This window comes from Leptospira bouyouniensis (assembly GCF_004769525.1).
In the GTDB taxonomy this organism is placed as follows: Bacteria; Spirochaetota; Leptospiria; order Leptospirales; family Leptospiraceae; genus Leptospira_A; species Leptospira_A bouyouniensis.
In genome coordinates, this window is record NZ_RQFT01000011.1 from 56,162 (window position 1) to 72,089 (window position 15,928).

Here is a 15,928-nt window from a genome sequence, read left to right on the forward strand (position 1 = left end):
GAAGCTTAAACCAGGTAGGAACTTTATGTTACGAGGACTCTATACTGGTGCCAATGGGATGATTTCCCAACAAGTGAGAATGGATGTGGTCGCCAACAATTTGGCCAATGTGGATAAAACTGCATTTAAGAAAGATACGACTGTCTTTAAGACGTTCCCCGAAATGTTACTCCATCGTTATTCTGAAGACGGAATTGGAAAAACGCCAATGGGTTCCTTTGATACCTCTCCCGTCGTCGGTAAACTAGGGTTTGGTGCAGAAGTAAATGAAGTGTACACTCGATTTGAACAAGGGGCTGTGAAAAAAACTGACAATATTTTTGATCTGATGGTTCAAGACCAACCTGGGATGGAAAAACCTGCTTTTTTTACTGTTCTTACCAATCGAGGAGAACGACTCACTCGGAGTGGAAGTTTTGTTTTAGATAAAAATGGATTTGTTGTGACTCCCCAAGGGTTTCCTCTGCTTGGAGAAAAAGGTCCTATCCAAGTGAACCAAGGTAATTTCCTTGTCAAAGAAAATGGTGAAATTTATATCAATGCCAAACTCGGAACGGCACCGAAAGATGGAACCAACTTCAGTGAAAATCGATTCGAAGAACCCGTATTACTCGATAAATTAAAAATCCGCACTGTTGAAAATCCCCGCCACCTCGACAAAGAAGGGGATTCGTTTTACTCTGATACACCAGAATCAGGCGAACCCACAGCCTTTCCTGAACGACTCGCCCCGCAAGTGTTACAAGGTTATTTAGAAGCTTCGAATGTATCCGTTGTGACAGAGATGGTGGATATGATTGAAGTGAACCGTGCCTATGAAGCCAATTCCAAAACCATTCAAACTCAAGACAGTTTACTTGGTCGTTTATTCGAAATTATGCGATAGGAAAAAAATTAAGGCAAAAACCAGATTATTAGGAAAAGATCGTTCATTTTAATACTAAGTTATTTTGATTTGGTCTTGCCATATTCTTGTTTGTGAATATAAACTACCATTCCGATGAAACGTATATTTCGTTTTCGAAAGAAAGAGAAAACCCTATACCAAAAAAAGGGTAAGTGCTTAAATTATTTTTACAACAACTTTCCCTTTCGCACGGCCACTTTCTACGTAAGCCAAAGCCTCGTACAATTGATTAAAAGGGAATACTTTGTCCACTACCGTACGAATGGATCCTTCATTGATGAGAGAAGTGATTTCATTTAATTGAATTCCATTTGCTCTCATAAATAGGAAAGTATAATTTATCTTTAGCCTTTTGGCTTCCTTTCTCAATGACCCAAAATTAGAGGCAATTTGTACGGCAATATCAGTTTGAATTCTCCCGATTTGATTTTAGAATCCAATAAGTTGATTCCGGCTGAATGAACCTGAACCAATACATCATTTTCTTTTAAGATTGGTTCAGGTACATCCGCTAGAATCAAATTGTCTTTGTTACTAAAGTGATTGATCGTATATGCTTACATATAAACTACCTATTTGCGAACTAATATTATTTAGCATTACGCAATTTTTTTAAGATAGAACCTTCGAATAATTTATATGCATAATGTTGCATAGTAAGTATGAAGGACGCACTTGGACCCACAGGATAATTAAACTTTGGATCCTTCTCATCAATGATACTAACAACAGTTTTCACAACAGGCTCAGGGGTTGGCGAATTACTGAAGGCATTTTTAGAGAAAGCAGCTGTTTGTTTACGTAATACATCATAATCTTCAATTTGCAAATCAGAACGAACTGCGTTATTTCCTATATTTGTTTGGAAACTCATTGGTTCAACCATACTTACTTGAATGTTAAAGTCTCTTAATTCGAATCGCAAAACCTTAAAGTAACCTTCAAGTGCATGTTTGGAAGCAGCATAGTAGGCGACGTTTGGTAGTCCAATGAGTCCCAAAAAAGATCCTACCGTAATGATTTTTCCAGATTTTTGTTTCCTGAAGTAAGGTAACAACTGATTGGTGATTTTGATGGTTCCCCAAAAATTAGTTTCAAATTGTTGTTTACCTAGTTCGATCGAAGTTTCTTCCGCAAGACCTGCAACTAAATATCCTGCATTATTGATTAAAACATCAAGTTTTGGAATTTCGTTAAATAATCGTTTTCCAAAGGATTCGATGGAACTATCCGAGGTAATGTCTAATTCAATGATTTTAAAAGGGAGCTTTGAGGAATGGTTTTTGGGAATCCGGCTTGTACCGATCACGGTGTGGCCAGCCTTGTGAAGTTTGTTAGCAATCAGTAGCCCGATTCCGGAAGAAGCACCTGTAACGAGAATTGTCTGTTTCATATTTTATCCTTGCCTTGTATCCTGTAAATTGCGAATTTTGTATTATTCACTTGCAATTTACAAGTATAGTGAATGAAAGTCACTTTTAATTTGCAAGTGGAAATTTTGAAAAATATGCCATTAAATCAAAAAAGATCCGAATGTCCGATAAGTTGTTCCCTTGATATCTGGGGGGATAAGTGGTCCCTTCTGATTATCAGAGACCTTATAAATCATAAAAAATGCACTTATGGTGACTTTTTGAAATCAGGAGAAGGCATAGCGACGAATATTCTGGCATCCAGACTTCAGTTGCTCGAGGAAAATGAGCTGATTGAAAAATTAAACCATCCAGAAAGCAAAGCAAAAGTACTGTATCAGTTAACATATAAGGGTATCGATTTACTTCCTATCTTAGTGGAAATTCACCTTTGGGCTGAAAAGTATTTTGATATTCCAAAAGACCTTAAAGAAAGATTGAAAGCGGTAAAAAAAGACAAAGAAACGGCTGTTCGCACTCTGATGAAAGACCTAAAAAAAGATCTGGATTCTAGTAAAGAAAAGGAATGACGAAATAATTTCTTTCTAAATGGAATCATCAAATTTTAATCTTGCTATTGGATTTTTTTTGGTGTGAATCCCCGAAAGGTTTAGTTTTAAATTTATATTAAATTCTTTTTAAACTAACTTCGATTCTTTCCACTTTCGGGGACCGGGCTTGTCCGGGGTGCGCGTTCGCTCCCGTCTGACGTTCGTCAGACCAAGCCCTCCCATCCCTTTCACATATGAATTGTTTTGATAAGACCCATCTAACTCCTTGTTCCACCATCAATTCGATATACTGAACCTGTAATAAAACTTGATTCATCTGATGCTAAAAATGCAATGAGATTTGCTACTTCCATTGGTTTACCAAGCCTACCCATCGGAATGTTTTTTTCCATCGCCGATTTTCCACGTTCGCCCGCAACATCGAGTATGGCAGTCTCTGTCCAACCGGGACAAACTGCATTGATCCTAACACCATACTTAGCAACTTCTAAAGCACCTGTAGTTGAAAGTTCAATCACTCCCGCTTTTGCCACACAATAGGGACCAAGGGATGGGGAAGCACCAAGACCTGCAATGGAAGCAACATTGATGATGGAACCACCAATTCTATCATCTAGCATGTGCTTTGTGGCATATTTTTGGCACCAGAATACGCTTGTTAAATCCATAAGGATCAACTTGTTCCAAACTTCAGTTGTCACTTTATGCATAAATGTTGGTTTGTTAGCAATTCCAGCATTATTTACCATGATATCTAATCTTTTGTTTTGGTTTGGTAAATGGTTTGTTAAACGGATGATATCCTCTTCCTGACTCACATCGCAAGATACGAATTCTGCTGACCCTCCATTTGAAAGGATTTCATTCACAACTGCAAATCCTTCCTTCTCTTTAATGTCTGAAACTACGACATGTGCCCCTTTTTTCGCAAGTAAAAGAGAGGTTTCTTTTCCGATTCCAAGTGCAGCACCTGTGACAATTGCATTTTTTCCATTCAAACTTTGTTCCATACGTTGAGGTTTAATTTGTTTTTATTGATGGCAAGAAGATAAAAATGAATGTTAGCTGGCAGGTAGACCAACCGGTATCCTTAGGATTTTGATTTTAATGCTATAAAAGTAAGGCGAAAAAAATATTCATAATCAATAGTGATTAAATCTAAAACGTATGGTTTTGAATAAAATCGTATTACAATGAGAACAACTGGTCTACTTATGTACTATGGGATCTTAAGTTTTGACTATATTAGAAATGATGAATGAGCTTATAATTGATGAAGGATTCTCAAAAAGAAAACATAGCGATTTCCACGACCTTTTCTTTCAAAGACCATAACTTTATTATTTTATCAGGAAAAGTACGAAAAAAGAATCCGAATCATTTTTGAATCATTCCAAATACTTCCTTTCCACATCTTACTATCGTCAAACAATGGGTTATGATTTTTGATTGAACTACAATCATTGTCCCAGTCTGTTTATGGATTTTTTACAGAATTTTTTTATTACCAAACCTACTGGTGTTTACTTTGTGGAAGGGACATATAATGGATGGTTTGTTTTTTTATCCATATTTATTTCTATCCTTGCCTCTTGGATTTCTTTGTATTTATTACACCGATTTTCAGAAGTTGGAAATCGATTCTCACGTTTTGCGATTTTATTTACAGCAAGTTTATCCCTTGGGGGTGCTGTCTGGTCGATGCATTTTATCGGTATGATATCCTTTGAGTTATGTACAACTGTCACTTACGATAAGGCCATAACAACACTCTCAATCCTTCCCAGTTTTATTGCTTCATTCTTTGCACTCCAAACACTAAGTAAAAAACAAATCACTAGATTAGAATTGATATCGGTTGGAATCCTCGTTGGAGCAGGAATTGGTTTCATGCATTATATGGGAATGTCTGCCATGACAATGAAACCAAAACTGATGTATGATCCAATTTTGTTTTTGGTATCTTTATTTGTCGCCATCACACTTTCCATCTTGTCCATAATAATCCAATTTCGATTAAAAAATTCAAAGTTAAATATTCGAAGTATTTATCTTACGTTCATTAGTGGGATTGTAATGGGGACTGCCATTTCAGGTATGCATTATACTGGTATGGCGGCTGCACGATTTGTTGTTCCAATTGGTACAGAAATTGAAAATACAACAAATGACCAAGTATTCCTTGCCTTTCTTGTGGGATTTGGAAGTTTATTTGTGATTGGTTCTGCGGTAGTTACGATAGCCTTTATTAGTTATAAAGATTTGTTTCATAATTTGGTTAAAAGTGAATCAAGGTTACGAGCCATTATTGAAACAGCCGCCGATGCCATTGTTATGATTGATACAAAAGGTATCATTCAAGAATTTAATTTTACCGCAGAACGAATGTTTGGATGGAGTGCAAAAGAAATTATCGGTAAAAATGTAAAAATTCTAATGCCCAGTCCTTTTAGAGAAGAACATGATGGTTACTTATCAAATTATTTGGACACTGGAGAGGCAAAAATCATTGGAATTGGAAGGGAAACGATAGCCATCCGTAAAGATGGTACTACGTTCCCAATTCGGTTAGCAATTGGACACACTAAACTCCCTCAGGATGATATTTTTGTTGGTCTTATCAGTGATATTTCTGAACGGATTTTAATCGAACATGCATTAAAAGATAATGAAGAACAATTAAAATCATTTATACAAAATATTCCTGGAGTTGTCTACAGGTGTTTGGTAGATGAATATTGGTCTTCTATTTTTTTAAGTGATGCCATTGAGTTTTGATCTGGTTATCCTGCCAGTGAATTTTTAGAACAAAATCGAATCCGAAATTTTTCCGATATTATCCATCCTGATGACAAAGAACATGTTTCTAACATCATTCAGAATGCAATTGATACTTCAGATACATTTGTTTTAAATTACCGTATTGTACACAAATCTGGCGAAGTTCGTTGGGTTTTGGAATATGGTGGACCTGTTTATGATGAAAACAAGGAAGTGAAATTTTTAGATGGTGTGATTTTAGATAACACTGACAGGCGAATGATTGAAGAAGCTTTGATTGAATCGAAAGAGAAAGCAGAAATGGCATCGAAAACCAAATCGACTTTCTTAGCAAATATGAGTCATGAAATTAGGACACCTATGAATGCAATCATTGGATTTGCAGAAGTGTTGCTTGCAGATCCATATCCAAACCAAAACAAAAAACATTTAGAAACCATTCGTAATTCTGCAAAATCACTGTTACGTTTGTTAAATGATGTTTTAAATTCTGCAAAACTAGATCGAGGAGCGGTTGAATTAGAGATAGTAGATTTTTCTCTCCTTTCATTAATTGATCAAATATTTTCTACATTTTCCATGGAATCGAAAAGGAAGGGTTTGGAATTTACGACTCATTTTTCAAATGATTTGGCAGATTATTATAAAGGAGACAGTTTACGCATCCGCCAGATTCTAAATAATTTAATTGGGATTCAATTAAATTTACTAGAGAGGGAAAAATACAATTATTTATATCACATAATGATGGTCAGGTGCTATTCCATATCCATGATACTGGCATTGGAATTGCTGAAGATCGTATTTCTAAAATATTTGAGCCATTTACACAAGCAGATGTTTCTATGAGTCGAAAATTTGGTGGAACAGGCCTCGGAACAACAATTTCAAAACAGTTGGTTGAACTTATGGGTGGGAAAATTTGGGTAGAAAGTAAATTGGGAGAAGGAAGCGATTTCTATTTTAGTCTCCCATTACCAATAGGAAATTTAACAACGTTGGTTCAGGAAAAAGAACTTGTCCCTCTTCCCAAGCTCAATGTACTCATAGTTGATGATATAAAACAGAATGTGGAACTCATCCAATTACTCATGGAATCAAACGGTCATTTCGTGGAAATTGCACGGAACGGTCTCGAAGCTTTTCAATTATTCCAATCAAATTCTTTTGATTTAGTTCTAATGGATATCCAGATGCCTGAAATGGATGGACTCGAAGCAACAAAACAAATTCGTTCTTATGAAAACAAAAACAAACTCAAAAAAGTACCAGTGATTGCTTTATCGGCGAGTGTTTTTGATGAAGATAAACAAAGGGCAAAAATGGCAGGAATGGATGGTTTTGTTTCCAAACCAATTGATATTGATGAATTAAATCATGAAATCTCACTTTGGATCCATCCCAAAACAAATAACAATGATTCACGAGTTGCTACGGAAATTGGATTCAATGAAAAAACAAATTTGGAAATCTCAGATTTAAAATTTCGATTTCCCAATCTATTGGATTGGGAGAGGGGGATTAAAATCTATGGATCTTTGTCAAAGTATCTTAATGTGATCCATGATTTTTTAAAAGAACATACCGAAGATTTTTCAAACATATCTCAATCATTTCTCTCATTTCAAGATCCAAGTGGTTATTTTCATAAATGGAAAGGTGTAACCTCAAATCTAGGATTAATATCTGTTTTTGATCTATTAAAGAAATGGGAAAACACGAGCAGTGCAGAATTCAATCCAGAAAAAATGTTCATACAGTTGCAGGACGAATTCAAAGTTATCTTTGACACTATGGCGGAGTTGGGAATCCGAAATGCTAATCATACAAATCAATTGAATCCAACGGATGGATTGAAACGTCAAGATAAGGAAAAATACGATTCGAATGAAAGAACAATTTTAGACCAAGTAGAGCGTACAAAATCCTCAAAAATCATACAAACTCTAATACATTCTTTTCAAAAAGGAAATTTGAACCAAATTGTTTGGAATGAATTGGAACAAATCCTTTCAAACACGTATTTCAGATTGGATTTGGTTTCAATTTCTAAATGTATCGAATCATTTGATTTTGAAACATCCATTCAACTTTTAATGAAATTAAATCAAAAATTGGAGTATCATACGGATGATTCAAAACACAAAAGCTAAAATTTTAATCATCGATGATGAACCAACAAACTTACAAATTCTAAATGAAATTTTAAAAAATGATTATTCTCTTAGTTTTGCAAAAGATGCAAATAAAGGATGGGAGCTTGCCTACAGTGAAGTTCCCGATTTGATTCTATTAGATGTGATGATGCCAGAAAAAACTGGTTACGATCTCATCAAAGAATTGAAAGCAAATCAAAAAACCAAATTTATCCCGGTAATTTTTGTCACGGCATTAACAGATATAGGGGATGAAGAAAAGGGATTTCTGTTAGGTGCAGTTGATTATATCACGAAACCAGTTAGTCCTGCCATTGTCAAAGCTAGGGTCAAAACTCATTTGTCACTTGTCGATAGTGAGGAAGTTAAAATCACAAGACTACAAATTATTCAACGGTTGGGGATGGCATCAGAATATAAAGACAATGAAACGGGAATGCATGTGATTCGGATGAGTCATTATTCAAAAACCCTTGCCCTTGCAATCGGTTATAGTGAAGAGAGTGCTGATGAAATTTTAAATGCTGCTCCGATGCATGATGTTGGCAAAATCGGAATCCCTGATTCGATTATCCAAAAGCCAGGCAAACTCACTGAAGAAGAATGGCAAATTATGAAACGCCATCCAGAAATTGGGGCAGAAATCATCGGTGACCATCATTCCAGTTTATTAAGATTGGCAAAGTCCATTGCACTCACTCACCACGAAAAATTTGATGGGACAGGGTATCCGTATCAATTAAAAGGAGAGAACATTCCCATTGAAGGAAGAATCATTGCTATCGCAGATGTTTTTGATGCATTAACAACCGTAAGACCTTACAAAAAAGCTTGGGAAGTAGAGGAGGCACTTGGATATTTACAAAAAGAATCTGGTACCCATTTTGATCCAAAATTGGTAAAAGAATTTTTTAAAGTCATTCCAAAGATTTTAGAAATCAAGGCGGAATGGCCTGAAGAAATCGAAAAAAATAATTAAAGATCCATATATTAGAATCACTAAAGACTAACATAACTAATTTTGAAAGTTGTGTTAGTAAGCTTTGAAACCAGTTGGTCTTTCTCCTCGCTTGTAAAATTCAATTGCCTTTTTCTCATCCTTTAACAACCGACTTTTGGCAATGAACCTCACAAACCAAGGGATCTGACGTACATTACCTCCTGTCGAAATTGCCAATAAATATGCTTTCGCACATTTTTCGATCAACTCACAATTATAAATAGCTTTCTCTCGCGTTACGCTTGTAATTACCACTTCTTCAGAAACAAGGAAACCATTCGCACCAGACAAAAGTATAGAACTTTGTTTTAGGTTGCCATTTGCATCCAGAGGTAATTGGTTCACGCTGGCACCTAATTGCCTACACTGTTCATCAAATACAAGTGGGAGAGGGTGGTCTAAAAAGTTAAGTTTAGAACTCCAAGGGGGAATAAATCGAACAATGGCACCCACATCAGGTCGAAACGAATAAAGATCCGCATGGAAACGTATGATGGATGGTAATGTCTCGAGTTGATGATTCTCATCTAACATTGTATTTGGATTTTTAATCGAGTAGGATTGTAATATAGGTTTATTTTTTTTTCCTTCCCCTTTCACCATTAATAAGAATGTTCCTGTTCCTGGTATAAGAAATGATAAACTTGCCGATTGGTTTTGAAACAATCCCTTGGATTCCAATCGATTCCAAAGATCATGTAATTCCATTTCATCAGGAGTTTGGTTTTTTGTTTTAGGTTTTACCTTTAGTTTGTTAGATATTTGAATCATGATATGGACCTTATTTCTTTTTTCTATACTTACGTTAGGTAGATAACGCAGAGTTAATTAAATCTCCCAAAGGTTTGGGAAATTTTTCTTTTGAAGTATTTTTTTGAATCGATTCTTTTAAAAATGAAGTCGCTTCTTCTTCAATGAGACTAACACAACGGATGGCATTTTTTAATTCTTTTGCGCCGCAAACAATTCCATGATTCTTCAAAAGGTATCCGTTTTGATTGTTTGTGATTTTTTTTTGAAATGCATTTACCAGAAAAGATGTGCCGGATGGAGCATAGGAAACCATGATGAGCTTGGAACCTATTTTTTCTATTGCTTCTTTACTTTTAAGTGGTAAATCTTTTCCGAGTAAAGTGATAGCACTGGCTAGTGGTTGGTGTGTGTGTAAGCTAACATTAATATCAGGGCGATGTTTGAAAAAACTCGCATGGATACCACTTTCGGTTGTTGGTTGTTTTGTTCCTTCAACCATTGCCAGCGTATGAATGTTCAAAACACAAAGGTCTTCTGGTTTCATCGTGTAATAGTCACTGGCAGAGGGGGTTACAACCATCAGAGTATCATCCACGCGTACCGCCAAATTTCCACCGATTCCTGCTAAAAACCCGATGTCAGCTAACCGAATGCAGGCGGAAATCATTTCCTTTTGAATGGATTTGATTTTTTGCTTTTGGAGATTCATACATTTATCCTAAAAACCTAGGTTACCAAATAGTCGACAAGTGTCGACTAAAAAATATAACCCCCTCTGATCGTGGCTGATTTAAAAAACGAACTTCAAATCATAAAATCAATCGACAGAAGTTGGTAAACTAATAAGTTACATCAGGTTTTACCTTATGAAACAAGCGAATTTCCATTCAATTATATTTAGAACCAAACGAATCTTTGCTCATTGGGTTGTAAACCTCCTTGGGCCAACAGATCAATTTGTGATGCGGCATCGTATTTTAAATGGAACGTTATTTGCTGGGCTCATTGCGATGGCAGTTGGTCTTGGATCAGAATTTTTTCGAGAAGGGTTTGAAGTCGGAGGACTACTTGCCCTTTGGGCTGCCTTTGCCTTTACCATACTTTTTTATTATTTATCACGAGTGAAACGTTACTTTGAAATTTTGATTTTGCCAACATTTGTCATCAGTTCACTCACCGCTTGTTTACAAATCAAATACAGTGGTGGGATTGTCAGTGCAAATGTGATGTTACTTGCTCCAATCCTTGTTTTAAATATGTTAATACTTGGGAAAAAATGGGATTCCTTTGCAATTGTTTTTTTTGTCGTCCTTCTCTTTGCCATTAACATGGTCCAAGAATCGAATCCGAGTTGGTTTTCGGATTATTCTTCTGTAAAGGCTCGGAGTGAAGATTTCCTCATCACAGCCGTTTCCATTTTGTTACTTCTTGGTCTTATGTTACGCACTCTCAATCGATCCTATGAAGATGCCATCACAGAAGTGAGTCGTTTGAAATACCAACAGGATGGAGATTATTACCTAACTTCACTGTTGACTCGACCACTTTCAGGGATCCGTAACCGTTCGAAAACCATCAAGTTTTCATCCTATATCAAACAAAAGAAATCATTCCAATTTAAAAATAGAGAATATGAACTGGGAGGAGATATTTGTGTCACAGATCAAATTGTCTTACGAGGACGGAGTTATTGTGTGTTTGCCAATGGAGATGCAATGGGGAAATCCATGCAAGGGGCAGGAGGAGTCCTTGTGTTTGGTACCGCATTTCGTGCACTCATCGAAAGGACACATCGAGATGGAATTCTCTCTCATTATTTCCCTGAACGATGGTTACACTCTGCTTTAGATGATCTGAACAATGTCTTCGAAGGTTTTGACGGTTCGATGTCGATGTCCTTAGTTTTGGGATTAGTAGATGAAAAAACAGGATATATGTATTATATCAATGCAGAACACCCATATCCCATTCGTTACCGCGATGGGAAAGCACAGTTCCTTTCGGAGCAAGTTACGAATTTTAAACTGGGAATGCAAAAAGATAGAGCAAGGATCGAAACTTGTTGGATTCGTCCAGGGGATACCATCATATTAGGAAGTGATGGTCGTGATGATTTAGAAATCGGTTTCGATGAAACGAAAAACCGCGTAATTAATTTTGACCACACATCAATTTTAAAACAAGTGGAGGAAACGAAAGCAGAGATAGAAGATTTAGGCAAACGATTACAAACCATAGGTGAACTCACAGATGATTTATCCTTTCTTAGCATCCAATTTGTACAAATTCCTGAAAATCGCTCCAAAATGAATTCACAAAAATTCGAAGGAATCATCAAAATTCTCAAGGAAAACAGAGATTTAGAGGCCTTAGAATATTTGGAAAAGGAAATCATCACAGAGAATGAGAATCCACTCCTTTGGAAACTTTTATACCAAGTTTATAGGAAGTTGGGTCGGTATGCGCAAGCAGGGCAGGCATGTGAAACTTTTTCGATTTTGCATCCTTCTGGACTCCAAATGATTTGGAACGGGGTCATTCAATACACAAAAGCTGGAAAAATTGCAGAAGCCATCGAAATGGCCGAGAGAATCTACAGTCGTAAGCCCGAAGTCATCCCAGTTTTAAAAATTCTCATCAAACTCTACAAAAAATCAAAACAACTCGAACGTGTGGATGAATACGAAAACGCATTACAAAGATTGTATTCTTAGTTTGTTTCATGACCATTTTTGTCTCAGACCGAACATATAGGATAAAATTTGATCAGATAAGTTTTATATTGGATTAGAACTCATCGAATTATGTTTTAATTGAAAAGAAATTAGCTTTGAACTCGTTAAGAAGATAAAAATGAATTTACTTTTACGAATGCTACCTTTGTTATCGTCTTCATAGATGGAAGATTGATACTATCTTCATAAGGTTACATGTATGGAAGAAAACGAAACAATAGAAGTGCCAGTAGTAATAGAAGAACCTGCTCCTGAAGTAACAGTTGTTGCTAAAAAAGCAGCTCCTAAGAAGAAGAAAGCAGCTAAAAAGAAAGCAGCAAAGAAAAAAAGAGCTAAAAAAGCGGCTCCTAAGAAGAAAAAAGCGGCGAAAAAGAAAAAAGCTGCAAAGAAAAAAACAAAGAAAGTAGTTTCTAAAAAAAGACCTGCGAAAAAGAAAACGGCTAAGAAAAAAGCCGGCAAAAAAAAAGCAGCTAAGAAAAAAAGACGTTAAATCCCCTAAGGGATAATAGATTCAAACTTGATATTAAAATGTATCTAGTTCCATCCTATTATCCCTTAAATCGTATCAAATTGGATTTTTTAACTTTGTAATGCGAATCGCAACAATTTCATTCAAGATTCGTTTTTGTTGGAATTTGAATCCCTTTTTCTGCTAACCACTTTCGTTTACTACGTTCTCCAATCCATTTCAGAATGGGGGAGAGGGTTCCTATCAGCCATGGAAAAACGGCGACCAACCGAGAGACTAATCCGTCCGAGTAAGGTACATAAATCTCTAACGTACCTCTTTTGATCCCTAGTAGAACAGCATCTGCCACTTTTTTGGGAGATTGGACTTTATTAATCCAGTTGAGTGCAGTCCCCCCATTCAAAGCTTCATGGAGGAGCATCGGAGTATCCACTGCCGAAGGATAAATCCCTGAGACTTTGATATTTGTATGTTTTACTTCTTCATACAATGCTGTTAAAAATCCTCGCAATCCGAATTTACCAGCGGAGTAAATGGAAGAGTCAGCGAGTGCAATGATCCCTCCAACGGAGACAATCGAAACAATTGATCCTTTCCCACGTTTTAGCATCAAAGGTAAAATACCATGAATCAATTTAATAGGGCTTATCAAGTTGATCCATAGTTGCCTTTGTATATCAGTATCGGTTTGAGTGATAAATGGTCCTTCTTTTGTGTAACCGGCATTATTGATGAGAACATCAATATTCGGATACTTCTCTTTGATTGTTTCAATTAAAGATTGGATTTCATTTGGATTTGTTTGGTCACAAACAAATAACTCAGGTTTTCTCTTTAATTTAGAAACAATGGATGTCATTTTTTCCAAATTGATATCGGAAAGTAAAAGATGGTATCCAGCTTTGTCTAATTGGATGGCAATCTCGCAAGCGATGGCACCACCACCACCGGAGATGAATGCAAGTTTATGATTTCCTACATGATTCGTGTCAGTCATTTGGATACGCCTAAAATCGAACCATTGTCCAAAGAGATAGGATCATAGGTTTTCAAACGATTGAATTGTCCCGTTTTTAGTTCTGGCCAACCCATCTTTTTTTGAACTTTTGATCTGTATTTTCTATAAGCGACCTGGTTGACGTATACAGAATGTCGTCCCGAGTTCAAATACTGAATATTACCATTCAGTTTAGGTTGATCTTTTTGGATTAATTTTTCAAATTGCAGTGCAGAAGGATGATGATTTTTTTTAGCGTTTATAAAAGATGCGATTAGATTTGCCATTTCATCAAACATCTTATAAGCACCCCCATCAGTTTCCATATATCCCAAAGCATATAAATTTTCGAAGTTACGATTGAATAAAGTTAGGTATAAGTCAGGCCTTCCACTTTTCCATTCAAAGTATTTTTCATCCATATATGGGATAGACCAGTTGTAACCTGTTGCCAAGATAATCAGATCAATTTTTTCCTTTGTGCCATCTTTAAATACAACAGAATCTTTATCTAAATAATCGATATCAGATTTTGCTATCACATCTCCATGCCTTAAATAATGAATCAACTGATCATTGATAATAGGATGTGTTTCGAAAATTTTATGGTCAGGTTTTGGAAGTCCAAGTTTACTTAAGTCACCAACCAAAAACTTTAATAATTTCCCAAATACTAATTGTGAAATCCAATTTGGAATCCAGTGGGCGCCATCGCCAAAAACATCAGCTGGTTTACCCAGTATATGTTTGGGGATAAAGTGATATCCTCGTCTTACACTGATGTAAGCCTGCTCCGCATTTGTAGCAGCATCACAAGTAATATCACATCCGGAATTTCCGGCTCCCACAACAAGTAATCGTTTCCCTTTGAATAGGTTCGGAGATTTGTAATGAACACTATGTAAAATTTGACCCAAAAATGTATCTTCACCTTTCAATCTAGGTTGGTTAGGTGACCAGGTTATCCCTGTCGCACATACAATCCCTTGGAACAAATACATTTCCTTGGCATTTGTTTCCACTAACCACTTCTCACCGGATTGAGTAATTTTATTTATAAAAGTGTTAAAGCGAATATAAGGATATAAATGATACTCTTTTGCAAAATTCCTATGGTAGTTCAAAATTTGGCGGTTGGAGGGATAATCGGGATACTCATTTGGCATCGGGTAATCAAAATAATTTGAAAGATACTTGGATGAGATAAAGTGTGCACTTTCATACATAGGAGAACCAGGATTGTTGATATCCCAAATCCCACCAACTTCGTTGTGTTTTTCGAATACTACAAAAGGAATGTTTTTATCACGAAATGACCTTGCCATCGTTAATCCAGCGGGACCTGCTCCAATGATACAAAATGTATCAGACTTATCAATAATCCCTTTTTTCCCAATTCCCTCTTTTCTGTTCTGTTCCATAATTTCCATCCAATATATGATCAATGATCATATAAACGTGAGCATTGATCATATATTGATTTAAGTCAATATTTATTTAAAGTGTCCTGGAAAAAAAGATGGTAAAATTGGAGTTAGAAATTCTACTTTTCCTATGAGTTTATCTCTTAAAATCCCTGTCCAAACTAGAAGCCGAGAAAGAGTGAATCAGATTTTAAAAACAGCGAGAGAACTCATTGGTGAAAAAGGTATTGATGCAGTGAGTATGCGAGAAATTGCTCAAACGGCAGGAATTCAAATCGGTTCTTTATATCAATATTTTCCAGGAAAAAATAACTTATTACTTACAATCATGACCGAATACTATGATTTCATCTATGAGGAAACCAAACGTATTTTGGATCCAGTTCGAACGTTTGAAGAACTTGAAATTGCTTCTGAAAAAGCATTCAAGCAGTTTGTTTCTATATTCCAAAAAGACCCGGCGCTTGCAAATTTATGGGCGGGAGCAAGAGCCATTCCAGATTTGGTTTCAGAAGATAATCGTGATACTTATAGAAATGCTGAACTCATGATCAGAACAATGATTCGTTGCCTTCCAAATCTCAAAGAATCAGAACTTCGTCCTTTTGCTTTGTATTACAGTCATACATTGGGTATGATTGTAAGGTTTGTTCGTGAGATTGATAGTGAGCATGGAAAAGCTGTTTTGAAAGAAACACTTGATATTTTGAAATTAAAGCTGAGAGAATTCGATACGCTAGCCAAGAAAAAAAACAAACTTAAAAAACGATCTTAAAGTAGGA

The 15,928-nt window shown here is 36.1% G+C and carries 16 protein-coding genes; 9 read left to right on the top strand and 7 right to left on the bottom strand.

From position 1 onward, the window contains the following. The first annotated feature begins 25 nt into the window (after positions 1-25). Positions 26-886, top strand: a complete 861-nt coding sequence (locus EHQ43_RS11920) for a flagellar hook-basal body protein (RefSeq protein WP_135771326.1) — start codon at positions 26-28, stop codon at positions 884-886. Between the two features lie 177 nt (positions 887-1,063). Here the strand turns inward: EHQ43_RS11920 and EHQ43_RS19740 are convergent, their stop codons facing one another. Together EHQ43_RS19740 and EHQ43_RS11930 are read right to left on the bottom strand one after the other, a co-directional pair. Further along, positions 1,064-1,276 carry a zinc-binding dehydrogenase gene (locus EHQ43_RS19740; RefSeq protein WP_244242784.1) on the bottom strand — a complete coding sequence of 71 codons (213 nt, stop codon included), beginning with the start codon at positions 1,274-1,276 and terminating at the stop codon, positions 1,064-1,066. 220 nt (positions 1,277-1,496) lie between these two features. Continuing rightward, positions 1,497-2,300, bottom strand: coding sequence for an SDR family NAD(P)-dependent oxidoreductase (locus EHQ43_RS11930; protein WP_135771327.1), 804 nt, complete (start codon positions 2,298-2,300; stop codon positions 1,497-1,499). A gap of 114 nt (positions 2,301-2,414) precedes the next feature. Between EHQ43_RS11930 and EHQ43_RS11935 the strand changes: the two genes are divergently transcribed. Then, a complete protein-coding gene (locus EHQ43_RS11935) occupies positions 2,415-2,849 on the top strand; it encodes a winged helix-turn-helix transcriptional regulator (RefSeq protein ID WP_135742470.1) in 435 nt (144 codons plus the stop codon). Positions 2,850-3,088: 239 nt separating this feature from the next. On the opposite strand, the gene EHQ43_RS11940 is transcribed toward EHQ43_RS11935, so the two are convergent. Next, positions 3,089-3,841, bottom strand: a complete 753-nt coding sequence (locus EHQ43_RS11940; protein ID WP_135771328.1) for an SDR family NAD(P)-dependent oxidoreductase — start codon at positions 3,839-3,841, stop codon at positions 3,089-3,091. A 469-nt stretch (positions 3,842-4,310) separates the two neighbouring features. On the opposite strand from EHQ43_RS11940, the gene EHQ43_RS19745 reads away from it, so the two are divergent. The 4 genes from EHQ43_RS19745 to EHQ43_RS11950 are packed head-to-tail and all read left to right on the top strand — an operon-like array spanning position 4,311 to position 8,747. After that, positions 4,311-5,609, top strand: a complete 1,299-nt coding sequence (locus EHQ43_RS19745; protein ID WP_244242785.1) for an MHYT domain-containing protein — start codon at positions 4,311-4,313, stop codon at positions 5,607-5,609. Positions 5,610-5,669: 60 nt separating this feature from the next. Then, positions 5,670-6,461, top strand: coding sequence for a sensor histidine kinase (locus EHQ43_RS19750; RefSeq protein ID WP_244242821.1), 792 nt, complete (start codon positions 5,670-5,672; stop codon positions 6,459-6,461). After that, positions 6,368-7,765 carry a response regulator gene (locus EHQ43_RS19755; protein WP_244242786.1) on the top strand — a complete coding sequence of 466 codons (1,398 nt, stop codon included), beginning with the start codon at positions 6,368-6,370 and terminating at the stop codon, positions 7,763-7,765. Before EHQ43_RS19750 ends, EHQ43_RS19755 begins: the two co-directional genes overlap by 94 nt. Continuing rightward, a complete protein-coding gene (locus EHQ43_RS11950) occupies positions 7,743-8,747 on the top strand; it encodes a response regulator (protein ID WP_135771329.1) in 1,005 nt (334 codons plus the stop codon). Before EHQ43_RS19755 ends, EHQ43_RS11950 begins: the two co-directional genes overlap by 23 nt. A gap of 54 nt (positions 8,748-8,801) precedes the next feature. On the opposite strand, the gene EHQ43_RS11955 is transcribed toward EHQ43_RS11950, so the two are convergent. Together EHQ43_RS11955 and EHQ43_RS11960 are read right to left on the bottom strand one after the other, a co-directional pair. Next, positions 8,802-9,539, bottom strand: a complete 738-nt coding sequence (locus EHQ43_RS11955) for a class II aldolase/adducin head domain-containing protein (RefSeq protein WP_135754052.1) — start codon at positions 9,537-9,539, stop codon at positions 8,802-8,804. Between the two features lie 34 nt (positions 9,540-9,573). After that, positions 9,574-10,230 carry a class II aldolase/adducin family protein gene (locus tag EHQ43_RS11960; protein WP_135771330.1) on the bottom strand — a complete coding sequence of 219 codons (657 nt, stop codon included), beginning with the start codon at positions 10,228-10,230 and terminating at the stop codon, positions 9,574-9,576. 157 nt (positions 10,231-10,387) lie between these two features. Between EHQ43_RS11960 and EHQ43_RS11965 the strand changes: the two genes are divergently transcribed. After that, positions 10,388-12,235 carry a SpoIIE family protein phosphatase gene (locus tag EHQ43_RS11965; RefSeq protein ID WP_135771331.1) on the top strand — a complete coding sequence of 616 codons (1,848 nt, stop codon included), beginning with the start codon at positions 10,388-10,390 and terminating at the stop codon, positions 12,233-12,235. Between the two features lie 220 nt (positions 12,236-12,455). Next, positions 12,456-12,746, top strand: coding sequence for a hypothetical protein (locus tag EHQ43_RS11970; protein ID WP_135741856.1), 291 nt, complete (start codon positions 12,456-12,458; stop codon positions 12,744-12,746). 118 nt (positions 12,747-12,864) lie between these two features. Here EHQ43_RS11970 and EHQ43_RS11975 read toward each other — a convergent pair whose 3' ends face one another. Both EHQ43_RS11975 and EHQ43_RS11980 read right to left on the bottom strand, forming a co-directional pair. Next, positions 12,865-13,722, bottom strand: a complete 858-nt coding sequence (locus EHQ43_RS11975) for an SDR family NAD(P)-dependent oxidoreductase (RefSeq protein ID WP_135771332.1) — start codon at positions 13,720-13,722, stop codon at positions 12,865-12,867. Continuing rightward, complete coding sequence (locus tag EHQ43_RS11980) at positions 13,719-15,143, bottom strand: flavin-containing monooxygenase (RefSeq protein WP_135771333.1); 1,425 nt, start codon at positions 15,141-15,143, stop codon at positions 13,719-13,721. The genes EHQ43_RS11975 and EHQ43_RS11980 overlap by 4 nt, the downstream gene beginning before the upstream one ends. A 133-nt stretch (positions 15,144-15,276) precedes the next feature. On the opposite strand from EHQ43_RS11980, the gene EHQ43_RS11985 reads away from it, so the two are divergent. Next, positions 15,277-15,921 carry a TetR/AcrR family transcriptional regulator gene (locus EHQ43_RS11985; RefSeq protein ID WP_135741859.1) on the top strand — a complete coding sequence of 215 codons (645 nt, stop codon included), beginning with the start codon at positions 15,277-15,279 and terminating at the stop codon, positions 15,919-15,921. Positions 15,922-15,928: the final 7 nt, after the last annotated feature.